The 19,818-nt window shown below is 39.0% G+C and carries 14 protein-coding genes; 6 read left to right on the top strand and 8 right to left on the bottom strand.

The window, feature by feature from the left end; translation table 11 throughout:
- The first annotated feature begins 341 nt into the window (after positions 1-341).
- On the top strand, positions 342-1,940 hold the full coding sequence (locus QNJ50_RS22450; RefSeq protein ID WP_300639757.1) for an iron uptake porin: 1,599 nt from the start codon (positions 342-344) through the stop codon (positions 1,938-1,940).
- A gap of 190 nt (positions 1,941-2,130) precedes the next feature.
- On the opposite strand, the gene QNJ50_RS22445 is transcribed toward QNJ50_RS22450, so the two are convergent.
- The gene (locus tag QNJ50_RS22445; RefSeq protein WP_300639740.1) at positions 2,131-2,388 is read right to left on the bottom strand and encodes a hypothetical protein; all 258 of its coding nucleotides are present in this window, start codon (positions 2,386-2,388) and stop codon (positions 2,131-2,133) included.
- Between the two features lie 49 nt (positions 2,389-2,437).
- Between QNJ50_RS22445 and QNJ50_RS22440 the strand changes: the two genes are divergently transcribed.
- Positions 2,438-3,019, top strand: a complete 582-nt coding sequence (locus QNJ50_RS22440; RefSeq protein ID WP_300639737.1) for a DUF3318 domain-containing protein — start codon at positions 2,438-2,440, stop codon at positions 3,017-3,019.
- Positions 3,020-3,116: 97 nt separating this feature from the next.
- On the opposite strand, the gene QNJ50_RS22435 is transcribed toward QNJ50_RS22440, so the two are convergent.
- Complete coding sequence (locus QNJ50_RS22435) at positions 3,117-5,027, bottom strand: glycosyltransferase (RefSeq protein WP_300639734.1); 1,911 nt, start codon at positions 5,025-5,027, stop codon at positions 3,117-3,119.
- A gap of 296 nt (positions 5,028-5,323) precedes the next feature.
- Positions 5,324-6,670, bottom strand: a complete 1,347-nt coding sequence (locus QNJ50_RS22430) for a glycosyltransferase (RefSeq protein WP_300639732.1) — start codon at positions 6,668-6,670, stop codon at positions 5,324-5,326.
- 248 nt (positions 6,671-6,918) lie between these two features.
- Here QNJ50_RS22430 and cofH point away from each other — a divergent pair, with 248 nt between their 5' ends.
- The 3 genes from cofH to QNJ50_RS22415 all read left to right on the top strand — a co-directional run bounded on the left by cofH (position 6,919) and on the right by QNJ50_RS22415 (position 10,696).
- Complete coding sequence (gene cofH / locus QNJ50_RS22425; RefSeq protein WP_300639729.1) at positions 6,919-8,112, top strand: 7,8-didemethyl-8-hydroxy-5-deazariboflavin synthase subunit CofH; 1,194 nt, start codon at positions 6,919-6,921, stop codon at positions 8,110-8,112.
- A gap of 102 nt (positions 8,113-8,214) precedes the next feature.
- Positions 8,215-8,619, top strand: coding sequence for a photosystem II protein Psb27 (psb27, locus tag QNJ50_RS22420; protein ID WP_300639726.1), 405 nt, complete (start codon positions 8,215-8,217; stop codon positions 8,617-8,619).
- 613 nt (positions 8,620-9,232) lie between these two features.
- Entirely contained in the window at positions 9,233-10,696 is a 1,464-nt protein-coding gene (locus tag QNJ50_RS22415; RefSeq protein ID WP_300639754.1) for a family 10 glycosylhydrolase, read from the top strand.
- Positions 10,697-10,757: 61 nt separating this feature from the next.
- Here QNJ50_RS22415 and QNJ50_RS22410 read toward each other — a convergent pair whose 3' ends face one another.
- The 5 genes from QNJ50_RS22410 to QNJ50_RS22390 all read right to left on the bottom strand — a co-directional run bounded on the left by QNJ50_RS22410 (position 10,758) and on the right by QNJ50_RS22390 (position 17,743).
- The gene (locus tag QNJ50_RS22410; RefSeq protein WP_300639723.1) at positions 10,758-11,222 is read right to left on the bottom strand and encodes a DUF2141 domain-containing protein; all 465 of its coding nucleotides are present in this window, start codon (positions 11,220-11,222) and stop codon (positions 10,758-10,760) included.
- A 639-nt stretch (positions 11,223-11,861) separates the two neighbouring features.
- A complete protein-coding gene (locus tag QNJ50_RS22405) occupies positions 11,862-13,433 on the bottom strand; it encodes an NAD(P)H-quinone oxidoreductase subunit 4 (protein WP_300639720.1) in 1,572 nt (523 codons plus the stop codon).
- A 312-nt stretch (positions 13,434-13,745) separates the two neighbouring features.
- Positions 13,746-15,827, bottom strand: a complete 2,082-nt coding sequence (locus QNJ50_RS22400; RefSeq protein WP_300639717.1) for an NAD(P)H-quinone oxidoreductase subunit 5 — start codon at positions 15,825-15,827, stop codon at positions 13,746-13,748.
- 314 nt (positions 15,828-16,141) lie between these two features.
- Positions 16,142-16,531 (bottom strand): thioredoxin domain-containing protein, encoded by a 390-nt coding sequence (locus QNJ50_RS22395; RefSeq protein ID WP_300639714.1) that lies wholly within the window; start codon positions 16,529-16,531, stop codon positions 16,142-16,144.
- Between the two features lie 495 nt (positions 16,532-17,026).
- The gene (locus QNJ50_RS22390) at positions 17,027-17,743 is read right to left on the bottom strand and encodes an NnrU family protein (protein ID WP_300639711.1); all 717 of its coding nucleotides are present in this window, start codon (positions 17,741-17,743) and stop codon (positions 17,027-17,029) included.
- A 209-nt stretch (positions 17,744-17,952) separates the two neighbouring features.
- Here QNJ50_RS22390 and QNJ50_RS22385 point away from each other — a divergent pair, with 209 nt between their 5' ends.
- On the top strand, positions 17,953-18,969 hold the full coding sequence (locus QNJ50_RS22385; RefSeq protein ID WP_027841561.1) for a LysR family transcriptional regulator: 1,017 nt from the start codon (positions 17,953-17,955) through the stop codon (positions 18,967-18,969).
- Positions 18,970-19,818: the final 849 nt, after the last annotated feature.

Genomic DNA, 19,818 nt, shown 5'->3' with positions numbered 1-19,818 from the left:
TTCATATAAAATCAATAAAATTAACGTGAAGTAATTATATAGCAATAACTAAGACATAGTATTACTTAACACCAATTCACTACAAAATTAGAAATAAATTAATATCAATTAAACAAAAAATTATGTATCAATAAAATTTAAATTATTCTGTTTATAACAAATAAAAATAGTAGGAAATACTTGAATAAATGTGGTGGATAACACAAGTTAACCGCCATATTTTTTCTAGAATTATGACAGGCGAACTTAAGTAAATTCCCTGAAATAAAAATATATGAGGGAGTTCTACTATGATTCGACCGCGAGGTGTGAGCAAATTTAGTGTGAGAGAGATTAATAACATGACAAAAGGATTCTTCAATCTTCTGAAGTTGAGTCCGGTTGTTTTAGCTGCAACATTCTTCGCTGCTAACAGCGCAGTTGCTGAGCAAACCACCGTAGCTCAATTGTCCAACGAAGCTAACAGCATCGGTCAAGTAACATCTGTATCTCAGTTTTCTGATGTACAGCCTACTGACTGGGCTTTCCAAGCTGTACAGTCCTTAGTTGAACGCTATGGCTGTATCGCTGGTTATCCTAACGGAACCTTCCGTGGTAACCGTGCAATGACTCGTTATGAGTTTGCTGCTGGTTTAAATGCTTGTTTGGATCGCGTTAACGAATTGATTGCTTCTGCAACCGCTAACGCAGTAACCAAAGAAGATTTGGCTACTTTAGAGCGTTTGCAAGATGAATTCTCTGCTGAATTAGCTACCCTACGCGGTCGTGTTGATGGTTTAGAAGTCCGTACTGAAGAATTAGAAGCTAAGCAGTTCTCCACCACTGCTAAATTAAAGGGTGAAGCTATATTTGCAGCTTCTGGTGTTTTTGGCGACCAGAAAGCTGATGGAAGTGGTGATGAAATCGATAATAACGTAATCTTATCTAACCGCGTTCGTTTGAAGTTAGAAAGTAGCTTCACCGGTAAAGATAAATTACAAGTTCGTTTACAGGCTCGTAATACTCCTAAATTCGATGGTACCGCAGGTACCAAGATGGCTCGCTTGGGCTTTGATGGTATCACCAAAGATGGCGATGGAAACGGCAACAATGTTGAAATCGATAAGATTAATTACGCTTTCAACTTAGCGAAAGGAGTACGCGTCAAGGTTGATGCTGCTGGTGCTGAAATGCAGGACAACACTAACGTGTTCAACCCTGTATTCAAGAGCAGTGGTGGTGGTGCAATCTCCCGCTACGGTCGTTTCAGCCCCATCTATCGAGTTGCGAATGGCGATGCTGGTGTAACCGTTAACTTCGGTACTAAGAAGAAGAAGTCTCGCTCTCCCATCATCCTGACTGCAGCTTATATCACCGATAACCAAAACGATCCTGCTGATGGTGCTTTCAGCGGAAATAATGCATTTTTCGGTCAGGTTGATTTCGCACCCAGCAAAAAATTTAATGTTGGTTTTGCTTATGCTCGTGCTTACGAAGATAGCACCAGCGGCAAAATCAACATTGGTAGCACCGGTAGCTCAAACGCTAATACACCTGTTTCTGGTAAGTCTAATACTAACCACTACAGCTTAATGGCTAGCTACAAGCTAAACAAGAAGACCATCTTAAGTGGTTGGTACGGTATTGCTGATGTCAATGAAATTGGTAACAGCAACCAATCAGATATCAACTACTGGGCAGCATCTCTAGGTATTAAGGACTTTGGTGCTAAGGGTAACACCTTAGGTTTGATCTTCGGTCAGCCTCCTAAAGTTACCGATAGCAACATCGCAGGTAAAGAAGATTCAGATACTTCTTACCACTTAGAAGCTCTCTACAAAATGAAGCTCAACAAGAGAATCGCTGTTACTCCTGGCTTGTTAGTAATCTTCAATCCAGAGCACAACAACAACAACGATACAGTTTACGTTGGTACCGTTCGTACCACCTTCAAGTTCTAACATTAGAGCTTCTCAGATTAGAACCTCTAAGATTTGAAATTCTCAAATTATCTTGAATAAGCCTCCGCTGATTATTTGAGCGAGGCTAAATATAAAGCCTGCTTCACCGCAGGCTTTTTTATTTGTTGGGGATTGGGGATTGGGGATTAGCGATTGGGATGTTTTTTTAAGTCCTAAATTATTTAAGAATCTAAGAATTTTCTTCCCGTTCGGAAGACAAATCCGACGGGGGGCGATCGCTACTCCAAGCCCACCAGACACAACCACAATGACACTGGTAAAATTCCTGCCATTTACGACGATGATCTGGTGTAAAAACTGGCGCACGTTTATTTACCCATACTTTTTCTGCCTCGCGGCTAGTGGCGTTGCAAGTAGGACAACAGAACTCAAAAGCATGAGTAGCATTATTTGTCCATTTCGGTGGAGTCGGTGCGAATGCATCCATGTAGCGAAAAACCTAGTTTTGATGCTGATTATGGCTGATAATTAATATTATGGAGCCAAAGCTAGAAATTCGCCGTTTGTCAGCATTGATGCCTGCTTCTGGTAGGATGAATACTAAAATTATCACCAAGCCAGAACAAGCAAAGGTCATTGATGTATCCTTTCCTCCACCTTGGAGGGGAGAACGACCGATATACATTAACTTTGATTTGTGGAGTCGTTTAACGAAACCACAACGGGATATGTTACTTCTGCAAACTGTTTGTTGGCTGACCGAAGTTAGATGGTTTAAACCCGGACTATATCAAGGTTTGGTAGTTGCAGGGTTAATAGGCGGACTGTTTGAATCTAGCCAACAAGATGCTGTAGGTGTGATTGCTGCTTGTGGTGTATCCACGCTTGCATTGTTGCGCATCTGGAGTGTTAATAATTCCCAAGAATCACAAATAAATGCTGATACTGCAGCAATTCGCATCGCACAACGTCGGGGATATTCCGAGGTCGAAGCAGCAGAATATTTATTAGGGGCGATTGAAGCTGTTGCAAAAATTGAAGGGCGTTCTACCTTGAACTTCATTGAATTGATTCGCTGTCAAAATTTACGTTCGATTGCTGGCTTACAAGTTTTTTAATAGTTATCAAACAATTCTGATAGAGACGCGACATGTCGCGTCTCTACAAATTTACCGTACTTTATTAACGGTTGCTTGCTATCCCAGTCCCCAATCCCTATTCACACCGATACAATTCGTAGTTATAACCATTAATTTGGGGTAAACGTCTCTCAACTCGAACGCAGTTACCAACTCGTTTTGGTGCATAAAAGTTTACTAACCACAAATCAAAAGGTCTAGGTAGACTTTTAAGGGTATTTTCCAAAACAATACTGGAAGCACCAGGCTCATCATCTTGGTGCGCTAGTAAAAATAATGGAGATGGGGGTGCAGATGGTCGGGGAGAAGCAAAAAACTGAAAATCTTTAAGTTTATCTGTTGTATTTTGAATTTTGAATTCTCTGGCTACCCCAATCATTTCGCCAATTTGGACGTGGGTTTTTTGGGTAGTTGCAATTAATACTGGTAATTTTGAAGTGTTTTGAATTAATTGGACAAATAAATCTGGACGGTAATATTTTTGATAACCTAAATTATAAATAACAGTAATGCTGCTAAGTAGGCTTACTAACCAAATTATGCTTACAGCTTGTTTGCCAGTAATTTTCCAACGCCAAAACTTAACTATTGGAGTGCGCCAACAAACGGTTAAAATACTTCCTAATAATATGACAACAGCCGGAAAGTAAACAAAGTTATAACGAGCACCCCTTGTTAAATCAATTCCTAAAAAGTAAGTAAAAATAAAGAATAAACCAACCGCTCCCAAAATTATCGCCACAAATATTTTGGACATTAACTCGGTTTGCGGTTGTTCTAAATTAAATTTTAGACCTTTAAATAAAATTGGAATTGTCCAAATCAAAAAAAATAACATTACAAATCCAGAAGCAATCACCAAGCTTAATTGCGGCGCTTCAACCGGTAGTAAAACAATCATCGTAATCCAAGCTGCTAAAGCTTGAAAAATTGGACTAATCCAGGCTAGTCCCGCTCTTTCTCCTTGGATCCAGTCCGTTAATTTATTACCATAACTATTTTGGAGAAACACTGGTAACCAAACTAAACCCGAAATTACAGTACCTATAGCTACTAAATAAATTCGTCTCCAAGGAGCATGGAGTAAAAACCCAAATCCAAAAGTTTGACTGGAATCTTGTTCGGAATGTCCGCTTAGATTTTTTCCAGATTTTTTTGTTTCAGAATTTTGTGTAGCAAACTTTGTGGTAGCAAGATTTTGAGTTTCATAATTTTGAGTTTCATAATTTTGAGTCTCATAATTTTGAGTCTCATATTTAGAAGTACCTTGCTTTTTTCCATTTCTTATAGCCAAAAAAATTAAAGCAGTTCCTTCAGCAATTAAAGTTAGAACAAAAAAATAATGAGTAGCAATACCCAAAGCATTAATTGCTATCCATAACAACGCTACTTGTATTGGTAATTGAGTATGTTCATTGATGTGACGTGCAGCAACCACCAAAAAAGTAAATGTAGCAATAACCCACAAAATCGCTAATGTATAATGACGCGCTTCTTGAGCGAGAAAGACACCATAGGGAGAAACAGCCATAAATGCTGCAGTAACATGACTTACTACTCGGTCGCGAAATACTACCCAACTTAAACCATAAATCGCACCTACCGATATAGCGCCAAAAATTGCAGCTAAAGAACGGGCTCCCCAAACAGAAACTAAACCACCTGGCGTCGGAAAAAATCCCAACCACCAATGGGTGAGGAGAAAATAAATAGGTGGGTGATTACTTTCTGTAAACAAATTTATCCAGACATCTTTAAAACCAGCAGTAGCTTGTGGTTGTAGTGGTTTCAACAAAATATCTGCAGAAATTGCTTGGTCTAAAGGTACTGGTAAAAAACTATTTCCCAGGCTGAATACCAAGGTCGAAAATTCATCCGTCCAAGGAGGCTTAGCTGTCAAATTAATTAAACGCAAACTAATGCCGATGACTAGCCAAATCAACAGTAGTAAAATATGAAACCAACGAGAATTTAGTTTAGCTGTCATTACTGTGTCACAAAAAAGAAACACGGACTGGACTACTTATCACGCGATCGCAAAGACTTTACGCAAAGATTTGAATTATGGTGGCGTCTTTAAAATATTAATTAACCCCAATAATTCTGAACAGGAAATTTTCTGTAACTCAAATCATCGAAAGTATTTTTGGCAAAAAACGAAAATTTTAAGAATACACAGAAAATAAAAAACAAAAAATAAAAAATAATTTACTTTCCCACTCCTTTTTTTACTCTAAGCAAGATGTATATTTATCATAATTAGCTACTTAGGAATTAAGTAATCTATTTCACATCTGTTACCCGCCAACTCAGTTTGAAATTTACCCAAAAGTTCCAGATAGTTGTTACTGCGATCGCAGTTAAGTTAGCCATGTATAAGACTCGAATTTGAATTGTAAAAATATGCTGGAACTCAAACACAGATTTTACAAAATCTACCGGTAAAAATATTTTCAATAACCAAACATAATTCCTATATTGGTAGGGAATAACAAAATTCAACAGCAGATTTAGTATTAAAACATTCAAGACTAATCCAGCAAGGCAAATAGTGTTAAATTTAAGAAAACGCTTGAGACGTTGTCGCCACTCCTGCTGTTTGTAAGTAACATCAGCAAAAGTCCAGGTATCATTCCATAAGAAATTATTGATAATTGCAATTTCTGCAGCAAATATTTTACTGGACGTCACAGGTAAACCTAGAGTACTTGGGTCGCTGAGTAAGTAAAGCAATACCATATCAACAAATACTCCACTCAAACCAACTAACCCAAATCGAATAAATCGATTAAAAGGGAAATGAATTCTTTGATGAAAAATTTTCATCCGTTTTGTTGATAAGCGTAACCTCACTAAATGATGAATATACTCTACATACTGTTTCCAGGTAACCTTACTTTCTCCCTGCTCCCGTTCGCAAAAAACATAGCCAGCTTCAGCAATACAATCGATATTTCCCCTTGCAAGCACTTCTAGTAAAATCTTATATCCAACCGGATTGAGGTTTTGTTCGGCGATACTAGTTCGTTTAACTAAAAAATAACCGCTCATTGGATCTGAAACTCGACCTAAAACATGGGGTAATAAAATCAACCCTATTACTTGAGCCCCACGGGATAAAAATCGCCTGATAAAACTCCAACTGCTAACCCCTCCCCCTTCAACATGACGACTAGCAACAGCTAAATCAGCTCCTTGTTTAATCAAACCCAAGAGTTCAATTAACACCTCTGGTGGATGTTGTAAGTCACCATCTATTACTCCTAAAATTCTGCCTTTAGATACTTGCCAACCCCGAATAACTGCTGATGAAAGCCCGCGTTCCTTTTCGCGACGCATTACCCGTAATTGCGGATATTGTTTAGTCAAATTCTCTGCGATTTCCCATGTTTTATCTGGGCTATTATCGTCTACCACAATTATTTCGTAGTTCCCAGTCAAACACCTATCGAGTAAACTACTTAACATTTCGATTGCTAAAGCAATATTTTCCCGTTCTTGATAAGTTGGAATGACTAGGGAAAAGTAAATATTGCTATTTGCAGCATCCATCAAAGCCGGAGGTGATTTCGGTATTCGTAAACTGTCTTCAAATACCGGAGAAACAGACTCAGAAGAGATGAAATTCATAAATAATTTTGAATTTTGGGTCACATCACTCGTGTGTGCGGAGCTAGAACCTTAATTGAATTAGGAATTACATCCGATCGAATTATTTTACTCAGAAAAGTTTTAGGGTTGTTGCTCCTCCCAAACCCTCCAGCTTCATTGAAAAGCTTGCATAAATGATATGAATAAAAAAATGTAAGTAACTCTCAATAAAGTTTATTTTTTGCGAAAATTTAGATAAATAATGATAGGCGGATTCTGAATTTCCAGTGAGTAACAAAATTGTTGATAGCATCCTCGATAGTGTTTATAAAGGTGATGAACTGTCTGTGGAGCAAGGAACTATATTATTAGAGCAGACAGAACCCAAAGTCATCCAAGCAATACGGGAAGCAGCAGATAAACTTCGCCAACAACAGGTTGGTGAAACAGTAACCTATGTTATTAACCGTAATATCAACTTTACAAACATCTGTGAACAGCATTGTAGTTTTTGTGCTTTTCGTCGAGATGAGGGTAAAGAAGGCGCTTATTGGTTGGATGAAGCCCAAATTTTAACAAAAGTCCAAGGAGCACTAAGAAAAAATGCCACAGAAATTTGTATTCAAGGAGGTCTAAACCCCCAAGCTAAGCTCCAAGGAAAAACTTTACCTTATTATCTACACCTAGTAGCAACTATCAAGCAAAAATTTCCACAACTTCACCTTCACGCTTTTTCTCCCCAAGAAGTACAATTTATTGCCAGGAGCGACAATCAATCCTATTCAGAAGTGATAGCTGCTTTACATGAAGCAGGTGTGGATTCGATGCCTGGAACAGCAGCAGAAATACTAGATGATGATATCCGCAACATCATCTGTCCGGAAAAAATTAATACTAACACTTGGTTAGAAATTATTAGTACTGCTCATAAGCTAGGCTTAAACACAACTAGCACTATGCTTTGCGGACATGTTGAGACACCAAAACAGCAGATGATGCATATGGAAAAATTGCGATCGCTGCAAAAAACTTCTCTCGAACGTAATTATCCCGGAAAAATCACAGAGTTTATTTTATTACCCTTTGTTGGGCAGGAAGCACCTAGAGCGTTACGCAACCGTGTGGGAAGAGATCAACCAGTGTTAGCAGATACATTACTACTAACTGCTGTATCTAGAATTTTCTTGGGAAATTGGATTATTAACCATCAACCCAGTTGGGTCAAACTTGGTTTAGAAGGAGCAACGGAAGCCTTAACTTGGGGTTGTAATGACATTGGTGGAACTCTCATGGAAGAACATATCACCACAATGGCAGGAGCAATAGGGGGTACCTGCATGGAGGTAGAAACTTTACAAACTGCAATTACTTCCCTGGGAAGACCTTATCAACAAAGGGATACCTTGTATGAGAGAATTCAGGAAAGACCAAAGGTCAGAGCTAATAAAGATAAACAAGAAACATTAATAACCAATTATTAATTCACCAATCCCCAATTTCCAATCCCCAATCCCTAATCCCCATAAGACACAAATACAGGATAGGATGGACGATAATTAGGTATTTACTCACTAAAGATGTTTATGAAGCGCTATTTGTCACGTCTGCTTGCTTTAGTATTAGTTGTATGTATTGGCTTAACAGGGTGCTCCGCCAATGATACTCCTGGTGCTTTAACAGGAGATTATCGCCAAGACACTCTGGCTATAGTCAACACTTTGAGAGATGCCATCAATATTCCAAATGATGCAGCAAATAAGGCTGAAATTCAGGCAGAAGCGCGGAAAAAGATTAATGATTTTGCCGCTCGCTACCAAAGAGATAACTCAGTATCTTCTCTGAGTTCTTTTACTACTATTCGAACTGCTCTTAACTCTCTTGCTGGACACTATAGTTCTTATCCCAATCGCCCTGTTCCAGAAAAATTAAAAACTCGCCTTGAACAAGAGTTTAAACGGGTAGAGTCAGCACTAAGACGTGGTAACTAGGTACATTAAAAACGTTAGTCATTAACCTAAATCTAAAATTTACCAATTTAATTTTGTTGGGGTAAGACAAGCACTGGAATTAAAACTTTTCAAAAAAATATATTTGTATCTGTACAAAAAAATAATTTTGTACAGATTTCTGTTTTTTGAAGCAAAGTTCAATTTTTTTGAGCATGACTTGGGGTGAGAAGGTTAATTAACAGAATTAGTAAAGCAGCGCCGCCCTAATGCACATTATTTTGCTGTGGGCTGATGAAGCTTAAATCTAGAAAATATCTGGCAAAAAATGCATTATGCATTAAATTGAATTGGATGTATTCAATTAATTGAATATTAAAATCACATTTATTGTCTTATCAGTAATATTACTCATTATAAAAAAGAAAAAAAGTTACTGGAAAATTACATAAAAATTTGTTGTAATTGGACTTTATTCAGGAAATACGGCAACAGAAGTTAGATTTTAGGAGTCACTAAAATCTAGATTTGCCCATTCATATTCCATAAGAATTTCTATCTCATATCATCTGAAGTTATTAACTTCTGTTGATGGTTGTTGTTCAATTGCGGAAAAGTAGGTATGTCCAATTTTTCTTTGAATCGTGTCAACTCAATGTTATTTATGCGACCTTTACATGTCGTACTTTTTACTACAACTCTGCTCTTTCCCCAGTTGGAGAACAAACCAGTACAAGCCCAACTATCACAATTTTGTCAGCTTTCTAATTCTGCTGTTAAACAAAAAGAAAACCTTCTAGCGTCAGCATTAACAGGTAGTAAAGGAGCAAAACAGCGCTATCAGCAATTACTCACGCAACACGCACGACAATTACAAGAATGCCGTCGTCGTAATTGGCCACAAATTCAAGCTATTTGGCTGCGCTTATATCCCTGCGACGCTAGACCCGGTGCAATTGAGCAGATAATGGATCACATTGTTAGCAAGGGCTATAACAAAGTTTATCTGGAAACTTTTTATGATGGGCGGGTACTATTACCCTCTTCTAATAATCCTACTGTTTGGCCTTCCGTTGTACGGAACAAAGGTAAGGAAAAAGTCGATCTACTAGCACAAGCAATCAAAAAAGGACGACAACGTGGTTTAAAAGTCTATGCATGGATGTTCACAACCAATTTTGGTTATACCTATAGTCAACTTCAAAATCGACAAAAGGCGATCGCTCGCAATGGTAAGGGGCAGAGTAGTTTAGATGTAATCAGCGATGGTTCGCAACTATTTATCGATCCTTATAATTTAGACGCCAAGCGCGATTACTATCGCATGGTTTTAGAAGTTATGCGCCGGCGTCCAGATGGAATATTATTTGACTACATTCGTTATCCTCGGCAAACAGGAGCTAATTCCATTGCAACTAAAGTTCAAGATTTATGGTTGTACAGCGAAGCAACACAAAAAGCTTTATTTGGTAGGGCTGAAAATGCCAAGGGACTAGACTTAATTCGCCGTTTTTTGAGTAAAGGTTATATTAGTGCAGCCGATATAGAGCAAGTAGATAGAATTCATCCCCAGGAAGGGGAACCGATGTGGCAAGGTCGTATACCTTCAGGAGAAAAGTCATTACTCAGCGCTTCTGAAAGACAACCACTACTGCAATGGGAACTGTGGCAGTTATCAGTTGCCCATGCAATGCAAGGTATTATTGATTTTGCAACTTTAGCTTCTTATCCAGCCAAGCAAAAAGGAATACCTGCAGGAGTGGTATTTTTCCCAGGTGGTAATACAAGGCTTGGTAGAGGTTATGACTCGCGCTTACAACCTTGGGATAGATTTCCCAGTTCATTAGAATGGCATCCAATGTTATATGCTAATTGCGGTACCACTAACTGTATCGTCAAACAAGCACAGCGAATTTTAAATACCGCCCAACCTGGAACTAAAGTAATTCCAGCTTTAGCCGGTGATTGGGGTAAAAGAATTAGAAACAGACCTTCCTTAGAATCGCAAATGCAAGCTTTACGTCCATTCGAGTCTAAGATTAAGGGGGTAAGTCATTTTGCTTATTCCTGGCAACACCCAGAGCATGACCGTCAACGTAAAAGTTGTCGCATGCGCTAATTGGTAATGGGTAATTGGTATTTATTCCCCAATCACCAATCCCTAATCCCTAATCCCTGTACTAATGACCTAAAAAATATTGAAATTGAATATCTATATTAGTATTTCTACCCGCAACTATAACTGCTGATTCGTTAAACTTGGGCGGACCTGTAATCACTCGTGGGTTACCGGAAAACCCAAAGCCTTCTGTGGGAATACCAAGGACATTACGATTCAGAGTTCCATCATCATTAACATCGTGAAACATAGCAACAGCATAACTTCCTGCTTTCACAGAACCAAGGTTAAATGGAACGGAAGTGTCTTTGATTTTCACACACTTTGCTTCTAAAGCTTTTTTCTTATCGCCAGGAAAACCTTTATTACTGTCAAATAAACTAAAACAGATCTTTCCCTTCTGGCTTTTTAAACCTGCGATGTTAACAGTTAGATTACTACTACTATCAATACCTTTGGCACTTTGTAAACAAAGTAAATTGGTCAAAAAAATTAGAGCTAAAACACTTAGCGGAAATTTTTTCATTTTTAAATTCATATAGCAGATAACAATAAAGTTTTTTGGTGAGAATAGATAAATTAACTTTTACATTAAATAGTACATATTGATACTCAAAAAACAGCAAAAAAACTGAATATTTTTTTGTTAATCTTACTTTCAAGTCAGTCTTTAATTGGTTTATGCAACTTTTATCTAGCAAATTAGTTAGTTGGTTTACCAAAATTTTGATACCAGTAAACTAATCATAACAAAACCTCTTTTTGTTTTTGCTAGCAAAGGAGGTTAATTTACAAGGTGATATTTTACGATTGACTCACAACATAGTCAATGACTAAATTAGCATTTGAGATGGTCTGGGTGCAGTTTAAGATAATCGATAAAATCAAGTAATTCTTCATCAGTAAGTTGTTGACGCGATCGCTGCCTATATTTTTGCTGTTATGAATATAGTTCCCCAATTGTCTTATGCGTGAGATGCTGATGGTATGCGCAAAGCGATCGCCTATTGGTAGATATAAACAAATATAGTAAGTATGTTCTGTAATTTATTACCACTTCTAAAAGTTAAATAGCGTTCGCAATAAATTCCCACGGGAAAAATAAACACAAAAAAAAGTGGGTATAAAACCCACTCTTAAATCGAATTAAAAATAATTTCGCGTTCTAATTCCCAATTTCCGGTGCTGCAATGGAAACAGCAGGTACCTTATCTTGTGCTAAAGTCGGCACAGAATCTCGCAGACGTGCTGTTAATTGAACAGTTGTCGAATCATAAATCTGAGTCAAAATTTTGGGATACAAACCAATACCAATAATGGGTACTAGCAAGCAAGCGATGATAAATATTTCCCGAGGTTCGGCATCAATTAATTTTTGTTGGGAAATTAACTCTTCGTTTTCCTTACCGTAGAAAATTTCTCGCAGCATTGATAACAAATAAATTGGAGTTAAGATTACCCCAACTGCCATTAAGATAATTACAATCAATTTGAAAGTTGGATTATAAGCATCGCTAGTGGCAAAACCAACAAATACCATTAACTCTGCAACAAAACCGCTCATCCCAGGTAATGCCAAGGATGCCATCGAGCAAGTTGTAAACATCGCAAAGATTTTACCCATTTTTTTGCCGACACCACCCATTTCATCCAGCATTAGGGTATGTGTTCGGTCGTAAGTCGCACCCACTAGGAAGAATAAACTAGCTCCAATTAATCCATGGGAAACCATCTGTAAAATTGCCCCATTTAATCCCAAGTCAGTAAAGGAAGCAATACCAATGGTAACAAAGCCCATGTGGGAAATTGAAGAGTAAGCAATTTTCCGCTTCAAGTTACGCTGGGCAAAGGACGTGAGAGCAGCATAAATAATATTAACTACCCCCAATATCACTAGAACTGGCGCAAAATAAGCATGGGCGTCAGGCAACATCTGGGCATTCATGCGTACCAAAGCATAACCACCCATTTTCAACAAAATACCAGCCAGTAACATGTGTACTGGGGCTGTAGCTTCACCGTGTGCATCCGGAAGCCAAGTATGTAGAGGAATAATGGGTAATTTGACGGCGTAAGCAATCAGAAGCGCAGCGTAGAGGAATAATTGGAAGTTCAGCGCTAAGTTCTTGGCAGCCAGCGATTGTAAATCGAAGGTGACGGTATCACCATAAAATGCCATCGTCAAAGCTGCAACCAAAATAAACAGCGAACCACCTGCAGTGTACAAAATAAATTTAGTCGCTGCATATTGCCGCTTTTTACCACCCCAGATTGCTAGCAGCAGGTAAACCGGAATTAATTCTAATTCCCAGACCAGGAAAAATAACAGCATATCCTGGACAGCAAATACGGCAATTTGTCCACCGTACATTGCCAAAAGCAAAAAGTAAAATAGCCTTGGCTTCAAGGTTACAGGCCAAGCAGCCAAAGTCGCTAGGGTAGTAATAAACCCAGTCAAAATAATCAGGGGCATGGATAAGCCATCTGCCCCTAATGACCAGTTCAAGTCTAATTGTGGTACCCAAGGATAACTTTCAACTAACTGTAAGTTAGGGTTGGAAAAGTCATATCCTGTATAAAAAGCACCAATAATTAGGGCAAAATCTACTAGCCCGACAATCAGAGCATACCAACGCACAACTTTACCATCTTTATCAGGCAAGATAGGAATCAGTAGTGAGGCTGCTATTGGCAACAAAATAATTGTCGTCAGCCAGGGGAAGTTAGCTGTATTCATCGAAATTTAGCTATTAATTAGTGTTCGGCTATTAGCTACTAGCTACTTACTAGCAGTTTTTTTTTAATTTGGTCTTTATTCTCAGCTTGATTTAACAAAAGATAAAGAAGGATGAAGACTGGTAAATAAAATCTCCCTGTCTTCATCCATACACCAAATAATTTTCAGTTTAGCGATAGGCGATAGGTGATAGGCGATAGCACTGCGTGCCGCCTTGTGGCATATAGGGCATATAGGGATTAGGAATTAGGGATTAGGAATCAAGAATTTTCCCAGTCGCTAGTCCCTAGTCCCCAGTCGCCAGTCCCCAACCTAAGTTACACCAAAGAAAATCACCAAGCCTAAAACAGCTCCAAACACAACTAAGGCGTAAAATTGAGCCCGACCATTTTCAAAGTACTTCAGACCTTCACCACTTACTAAAGTGAAAAAGCCCGTTAAATTCACAGCGCCATCAACAACGCGGAAATCAACTTCCATAACTTGTCTTGCTAAGCGACGCAAACCAAGTACAAATACCTGATGATAAATATCGTCAAAGTACCACTTATTGAGGGAGAAATTATAAAGTGGCTTGATTTTAGCAGCAATACCTGCTGGGTCAATCTTTTTACCCAAGTACATTAAAGCAGCAAGGGTAATACCGACGATTGAAATTGCTACAGAAGCACCAGCCATAACATAAAACTCATGGGGGTCAAACTCCGCAGTCTTTTCCATGACTTCAACCACAGTTTCATTTGGGGAGAAAATAAACTCCTCAAAGTAATTAGCAAATGGCGTACCAAGTAAACCGATAGAGATTGAGGGAACCGCCAAAATTGCCAAGGGTAAAGTCATTGTCCATGGCGACTCATGGGGTTCGTCATTATGACTGTGAACATCATGAGTATTCGTTGCTTCAAGTTCTCCTTGTTTCATTGCTCCAGGACCAAATAATGGCGCGGTCTCTGATTCAACGAGGAGAATATTATCAGCGGCTTTTTTGAGTTGTTGGCGAATGCCGTTATCATTACCACGGAAACTACCTTCAAATGTCATAAAGTACATTCTGAACATATAGAAAGCAGTGATTCCAGCAGTTAACCAACCAATCAACCAAAGTACCGGATTAGCTTGAAATGCCGCCCCGAGGATTTCGTCCTTAGACCAAAATCCCGCGAAGGGGGGAATACCAGAAATTGCCAAACAACCGATCAAAAAAGTAATTGCTGTTACAGGCATATATTTGCGCAGTTTGCCCATTAGTCGCATATCCTGCGCTAAAACTGGGTCGTGACCGACAACCCCTTCCATGCCATGAATCACCGAACCAGAGCCCAAGAACAGCATCGCCTTGAAGTAGGCGTGGGTCATCAAATGAAATAATCCTGCGCTGTAGGCACCTACTCCCATTGCCATCACCATATAACCAAGCTGGGAGATGGTGGAGTAAGCCAAGCCCTTCTTAATATCATTTTGGGTAATTGCGATTGTAGCGCCCATAAACGCAGTGAACGCTCCCACAAAGGCAATTACGTTCATTGCTGCAGGAACGTTTTCAAACATTGGGTACATTCGGGCTACCAAGAAAACCCCTGCAGCCACCATCGTTGCAGCATGAATCAATGCTGAAATGGGTGTAGGACCTTCCATAGCGTCCGGTAGCCACACATGTAGGGGAAATTGAGCTGACTTGGCTACGGGACCCAAGAAAACTAAAATCGCCAGTAAGACGGCAAGGAAATTACTAATACTTCCTGTTTGTAGTAATTCCGCCAAGCGATCGCCAATTACATCAAACTCGAAACTTCCTGTTGCCCAAAAAAGTCCCAACATTCCTAACAACAGACCAAAGTCACCAACACGGTTAGTGACAAATGCTTTTTGGCAAGCGTCTGCTGCCGCTTTGCGGTCATACCAAAAACCGACCAGCAAATAAGAACACATCCCCACCAATTCCCAGAAAATATAAATCTGGACGAGGTTAGGGCTAACTACTAGACCCAACATTGAGGAGCCAAACAAGCTCAGATAAGCATAAAACCGGACATAGCCAGGATCGTGGGCCATGTAGCCATCAGTGTAAAGCATCACCAAGAAAGCTACTGTGGTGACGATCGCCAGCATCAGGGCGCTTAGATGGTCAATAGTGAACCCCATGCTCAGGCGAAAATTACCTGCTGCAGCCCATTCTAGACTGTACATGTAAGGCTCATGTCCTTGGATTTGGCTCCACAACAAGCTCAACGACAGCACCATCGCCGCTCCCATTAGGGAAATAATAAACGCGGCGTTTAGCTGCCGTAGGCGGTTTGTAGCATGATTGAACGAGATTAATCCTAGACCGACCAGCATTGCTCCTAGTAATGGCAATACTGGAATCAGCCAGGCATACTGATAGATTACTTCCATCACTAACGCCTACTTTGAGAACTGCTAACTAAATTGTTGGATCTGTCTGTCATTGTGACATACACTTTTTAGGATAAAGTACCCCACCCAATTGCGATTAGGTGGGGCAATTAAATTTGGTTTTAAATTTTATGCCAATAGTTAGGAGCTAACAATTTAAATTTTGCCTTAATTCTTGGCTTCTTTCTTGGCTTAAACCCTGGTGCTGCATGCTTTAAATTTTCTGTTTACTTAACTTTTTTCGTCGTGAAAAATAATTTTCTTAGTATTCGCCAAAGCTACAAAAAATAATTTTTGACTTTCAAGGATCGATTTCAAGCAGAACGATATTCTAAATCTGGCACTTTATTGCCAATATAAGTTTGGGATGATTTATGAGCACAGCTATCTTTTATCACCTCTAAAGCTAGAAGTAAATCTTCTCTGGCACGAAAACTTTCTAAACGGTATTTAACGATGCCATTTTCAATTAGCAATAGAGTAGGCAATGACTTGAGTTTATAAGCATTAGATAACTTAAAATTCTCATCAGCATTCACCCGAACCAATTTGATTTGACCATTGTACTGAGTTCTAAATTGTAATAGTAAAGGTTGAATAATCCGACATAAGCCACACCAAGGCGCTTCAAAATTAACTAGAACTGGAATCGCAGATTCTAAAACTTCTTGGGTAAATGTTTGCTCGCTAACCGACAACACCATGATGCCTCTGAAAATATAGGTTTTTCATATCAAATCGCTATCAGCAAAAGAAAGTTTCCCCGTTCGCTAGCTTGTAGATGCAATGTTTGATTATGGTATGGACTCGCTCCTAAATTGCCTTGTAAATTAATCACCTTGTGAATTAATTACCTTGCAAATTAACCACCTTGTAAATCTAGTGTTTTCAAGATTCCCATGATAATTTTCGTTGTGGCTTGGGAAATGGTTAACACATCTGAGCCTTATAGCAGGCAAAAATTTGAGCAGAGTGATGTTACCGAATTCCGTACTTGAGTTAATAAACAACTGAGGAATAACTTCCAATATTTAATTTTTAATCTAGAAAAACAAACCCCCACCGATAGCTATATCAATCGATCCTACATTGATTTGGTAGTAATTGATTAGATTGGTAAACATCTAGATGAGTATTAACTACTGCCGTATCAACGAAATTAAGTACTAACTACTGCCGTTAATAGGTGTTTTCTAAAGCTATAATCTTATCTCACTTGTTACCCTCATTAAAAGGGGATGAGACCACCATAACAAAATAATAAAAATTGTGACTCCCAAATAGGCAAAAGAAATAAATTCCTGCCATTGGATAGATTGACGACCGTCTAAAATTGCGGCAAAAGGGATAACGGAAGTCCGTTGTTTGACGCTTTCAAAAGCGTCCCCATAGCGATATTTTAAACGACGATCGCCATGCCAAACTCCAAAGATGTGGTGCAATATTAAGCCAATTGAGGTAACAATTGTAAAAGTTGTTCCTAACCATAGAGTGTGGGCGACGCACCAAATTACTTGACCCACCATTTGCGGATGGCGGGTGATGCGGATAATTCCGGTTTCGTAGAGATGTACTTGGGGTTTTTGTAAGGCAGCAATTTCTAGTAGATTGAAGGTAGCAGGATACAAAAAGAAAAAAGAAATAGCAGAAAGTGTCCACACCGTTGCTTTTACTCCCACAACACCTTGGACCTGCCATAATTGCAAGCCATCATAGCGGTGATTAAAAAAGTAAACAATCATTAGGAGGGCCAATGGCAAACTTAAGGACGCAAACAAGATGCGATAAAGTCTTGCACCAATATACTTTTCTACCTTATGACGTAAAGCTGCTCCCCCGCTATGGATAATTGCGAAACCGAAAAGCATCCCCAAAATGACAAAATGACTGGGTGTTAACCAAGTTGGCAAAAACATGTACTTAAGTAAAGTAATTTGAAGACAATTTAATTCAGCACAAACAATAACACAAAGTGTTCAAGGGGGGACTTTATTCAAGATGTTGTGTTACTGTCTTTTTCGAGTAAAATCTCCAAGTTTAAGATGCAAAAAACATGCGGTAGTAGAAATTACTTGCCGTAACTTTTTTGCTTTTTCGCTCCTTTCTTAAAAGCGGGTTAAGCCATATGTCTGACCTTCCATTTACATTAGATCAGTTACGAATTCTCAAAGCGATCGCCGTAGAAGGGAGCTTCAAGCGCGCAGCTGATAGCCTCTACGTCTCTCAACCAGCAGTAAGTTTGCAAGTACAAAACCTCGAACGGCAATTGGATGTCCCATTATTCGACCGTGGAGGACGACGTGCACAACTGACTGAAGCAGGACATCTACTTCTCAACTATGGGGAAAAAATTCTCAGTTTATGTCAGGAAACTTGCCGCGCGATCGAAGACCTGCAAAATCTTCAAGGTGGTACTCTCATAGTAGGTGCTTCTCAAACCACTGGCACCTACTTATTACCGCGAATGATTGGTCAATTTCGACAGAAATATCCTGATGTTGGGGTCCAATTACACGTTCATTCCACTCGCCGTACCGCTTGGAGTGTTGCTAACGGACAGGTAGATTTAGCAATCATTGGTGGTGAAGTACCTGCCGAACTAATGGAATCATTGGAAATGGTTCCCTACTCAGAAGATGAATTGGCACTAATTTTGCCCACATTTCATCCTTTTGCCAAACAGGAAACAATCCAAAAAGAAGATTTATACAAATTACAGTTCATTGCTCTAGATTCTCAATCAACTATCCGCAAAGTTATCGATCAAGTACTGACACGGGGTGATATTGATACTCGCAGGTTAAAAATTGAAATGGAGCTCAATTCAATTGAGGCAATTAAAAATGCAGTGCAGTCAGGTTTGGGAACTGCATTTGTCTCCACAAGCGCTATTTCTAAAGAACTGCAAATGGGTGTATTACATTGTACTCCGATTGAAGGTGTTGTCGTCAAGCGGACGCTATGGCTAATTTTCAATCCTAATCGTTACAGATCTAAAGCGGCAGAAGCATTCAGTCGAGAAATTTTGCCCCAATTCGCCAATCCAGGATGGAAAGAGGATATTTTAAAATCCTCGCAGAACACTAGTTTTGCCGTTAATAGCTTAGAAGCTACAACGACATCTAACAAAAGCGAAGAATAAAAACTGGTTGCCTGTTATTAGCGATTCAATATCTTTGTAGGGGGTTTTCTTCTTAAAACATGGTTTCCAGGTTCCGCCAATCTATATTACTTGCTGAAATAAAATTCCATTTCTTAATTTTCTGAGAAAAGGTAGTCTGCAAAGTCCAACATGTATCAATTTCTGAGGTAATGTGCCGAATTTCGTGAATAATCTGGATTTTACCCTTTCTTGATTGCCGAAATTCGGAGGGCGTAAGCCCCTAAAATTATTTGTGGCAATACAGTCCGCAAGCAATTACGTAGTTATTGCATTCCATAGGAATATGTATTCAGCATATTTTTTAATAGCTACAGATAAGTCGCTGCTACCAGTGATATTCGTCGGTATTGCCCAATTATTAACAATCTCAAGCAATGCTAGTGGTAAAAAAATACAAAAACCTGAATTATGAGGGGTTTGTAGAATTGTGATCGCTAACAAGTGTGATTTTTTTCAAGGAAAAAGTAGGACGCTATCCCAAACCTAACTCAAAATGGTTTATTTCAGCATACTTGTGGATAAACCCTGAGTACATTTGTTTAAGCTACATGGTGCATTCATGCCTAGTAATTTGGTATCAGAAATAGTTAACACCCTTGTGCATTAAAGTTCGCTCAGAGAAACAATAATTCCCTGGCTTTTAACCATGGGTAACTTCAAATATCTTTACTTCTTATAAAAGTTGCCTTGTTTATTATTGAGGTGACAAATACTAAGACACTAAGCATATTTTCAGGATCATTATTCCGCTGGGCTAGAGACTAGGGGAAGATTGCTATAGAAATCCGGTTTGATTCTTGAAAGAGTTTTTAGGCTTTAGGCTTGCAA

The organism is Mastigocoleus sp. MO_188.B34 (assembly GCF_030065675.1).
Taxonomy (GTDB): Bacteria; Cyanobacteriota; Cyanobacteriia; order Cyanobacteriales; family Nostocaceae; genus Mastigocoleus.
This window is presented reverse-complemented; position numbering and strand designations above follow the sequence as displayed.